General features: G+C 64.8%; 3 protein-coding genes. All 3 read right to left on the reverse strand.

Annotated features, from left to right (window positions below):
* Positions 1 to 40: 40 nt before the first annotated feature.
* From AAFP05_RS10445 to AAFP05_RS10455, 3 genes are read right to left on the reverse strand one after another with little or no spacing between them, the layout of a single operon-like run.
* On the reverse strand, positions 41 to 817 hold the full coding sequence (locus AAFP05_RS10445) for a PRC-barrel domain-containing protein (RefSeq protein ID WP_341729807.1): 777 nt from the start codon (positions 815 to 817) through the stop codon (positions 41 to 43).
* A 29-nt stretch (positions 818 to 846) separates the two neighbouring features.
* A complete protein-coding gene (locus tag AAFP05_RS10450; protein ID WP_341729808.1) occupies positions 847 to 1,182 on the reverse strand; it encodes a PRC-barrel domain-containing protein in 336 nt (111 codons plus the stop codon).
* A 32-nt stretch (positions 1,183 to 1,214) separates the two neighbouring features.
* Positions 1,215 to 2,504 (reverse strand): MFS transporter, encoded by a 1,290-nt coding sequence (locus tag AAFP05_RS10455; protein ID WP_341729809.1) that lies wholly within the window; start codon positions 2,502 to 2,504, stop codon positions 1,215 to 1,217.
* Between the last annotated feature and the right edge of the window lie 99 nt (positions 2,505 to 2,603).

Genomic DNA, 2,603 nt, shown 5'->3' on the forward strand with positions numbered 1-2,603 from the left:
GCGGGGACCCCGGTAGCTATTCGGCGGAGGATCTTAACGATCAACGGGCGTCGTAGAGGTCCTCTCCCGTGATCGCAACGGTCGGCTCTGCGGACGAATCGTCGTCGCCGCTTTCCTCACCAGCGGACTCGCTCGCGACAGACTCGTCCACGATGGTCTCGCCGACGACGGTCTCGCCCGCAGCGGTCTCGTCCACGGCAGCATTCTCGTCTGCGGCCTGCGCAACAACCCCGGCCTGCGCAACAACCGCGGCCTGCGGAACAACCGCGGCCTCCGCCGCGTCCAGGTCGGCGATCATCTCACTGGCCGAAGTGTCCTGCGCATCGGCGGCATTCAACTCTTCGACGATTACCGATTCGCCCGAATCCGCGATGTTCTCATTGGCCTGCGCTGCGACCTCGGCCTCTGCGGCATCGAGTTCCGCGATCTTCTCGGCGGCCGAAGGAGCCGGCGACTGCCCTGCCTCCTCCGCGATCACTGCCACGGCTTCCGGCTCGACCGCCACGACGGTAGCGATGCCGTAGTAGTCGTAGAGCTCGGCCTCCTCGTCGGCGTCCAAGTGCTTATCGGGATCGACGCGCGGAGCTTCCTTGATCTTCTCGCTCGCATAGGGGGTCGCAATCTTGCCGTCGGCGACGATGGCCTGCTCCAGCGGTACGAAGGTCTCCTTCAATCCGAACAGCCCCGTCTTGACCGTCACCCAGCTGGGCTGCCCGGTCTGATCATCGAGATAGACCTGGCCGACGCTGCCGACCCGGTCGCCGTTCACGTCGATGACGTCGCAATTGAAAATCTCTTCGTAAGCGTTATCGGCCATAGCGGCAATCCTTTCGTTCATGCCCAAGGTTAGTTGAGGGTGCCAGAGGTAGGCAGGATGAACGGCAAACCGAAGTGTCTCAGGATCTCCGCCTCCTGCTCGGGAGTGAGTCGGTAGTCGTCCGGCACGGTCGGCGCTCGCCTGACCAGGTCAGAACTGAACGGGACCTCGACCAGGCCATCGCCGACCAATGCACCGGCCACCGGGACGAGAACCTCACGCTGACCGAAGAGTCCGGCCTTCGCGGTGACGAAGGTCACCTGACCGGTGGCGTCGTCCAGATAGATGCGCCCCACACCGCCGATACGCGAGCCTGCATCGTCGATCACGATGCTCTTGCGCAGTTGTTCAAGCTGGTCCGCCATCGAGACCTCCCTATCCGTCGCAGTGCCGACGCTCAGCGGGCCGTCCCGCCGTCGACTTCTTCACTGAGGCTACCGCGCTCCAGCCGCAACCAGCCTGTGCGGTGCGGATCAAAGCTGAATCGCAGCCGGTCGGCCCGCATGATCACCCAGGTGATGATGAGCAGCCCGAGCGTGACAAAGAAGACCCCGAAAAGCACCGTGGCCTGCGGTCCGACCTGGTCACCGAGCCAGCCGACCAGCGGCGAGATCAGGGGAGTGATGCCGAAGATCATCAGCCCCCACAGCGCCATCACGCGTCCGCGCATCTGCGGCGAGGTCGCCGACTGCAGCATGGTGTTCGCGGTGACCAGCACGGTGATGGTGGCGAAGCCCACCGGAATCTGCCAGCCCACGAACCAGCCGAACCCGGGAGCAAACGCCGACAACAGGTTGAAGACCACGTAGCCTGCCATGCCGACCAGCACGAATCGCAACCTCGGACGTTCGCGCCCGGCAGCCCACAGTGCGGCCGCCAGCGCACCCAGCCCCATCGCCGAACCGACGATCCCGTACTCGCCGGCCCCACGATCGAAGAACTGAGTCGACATCACCGCATTCGAGATCTGATAGTTGAATCCCAGTCCGCCGACCGCGAACCCGCAGGCCAAGAGGATCATCAGATCCGGACGATGCCAGGCATAGCGCAGCCCTTCGCGGGTGCGTCCGCGTCCCTTGACCACCGCCGCGGGGTGCAACTCCTGCCGATTGAGCAGCGCCAGGCAGCCGAGCATCACGAGGTAGCTGAGCGAGTCCACGGCGATGGCGATGCCGGTGCCGACCAACTCGATCAACAGACCGGCGATGCCTGGGCCGAGCAGCCGCGCGGCGTTGAAACTCGCCGAGTTCAGGCCGATAGCGTTCGGCAGGTTCCCGGGCGGCACCACCTCACTGACGAACGACTGCCGGGCTGGGTTGTCGAAAGTGCTTGCCAGCCCGTCGTTGAGGGCCAGCAGGTAGACCATCCACAGTTCGGCGTGCCCGGTCAGCACCAGGATCGCCAGAATGACCGAGTCGAGTGCCATCACCGACTGGGTGACCAGCAGGATACGGCGCTTCGGAAACCGATCCGCGATCGAACCCGCGTAGGCCGCCAGCAGCAGCTGCGGAGTGAACATGATCGCCGTGACGAAACCGAGCGCCGAGGCGGAGCCATCGGTCAGTTCCATCAGCACCAGCCACGAGATCGCGGTGCGGCCCACCCACGTCCCGATATTGCTGGTCAGCGCACCGGCGAAATAGCGACGGTAGTTGGGTATGGCAAGAGAACTGAACGTGGCGATCATGTCAGGTCAAGGCTATGCCATCTGATCGGCCGACCCTCGCGAGCCCCCGGCCGCGCAGGCGACTCACAGACCGCGCAGGCGACTCACAGACCGCGCAGG

The organism is Brooklawnia sp. (genome assembly GCF_032229645.1).
In the GTDB taxonomy this organism is placed as follows: domain Bacteria; phylum Actinomycetota; class Actinomycetes; order Propionibacteriales; family Propionibacteriaceae; genus Brooklawnia.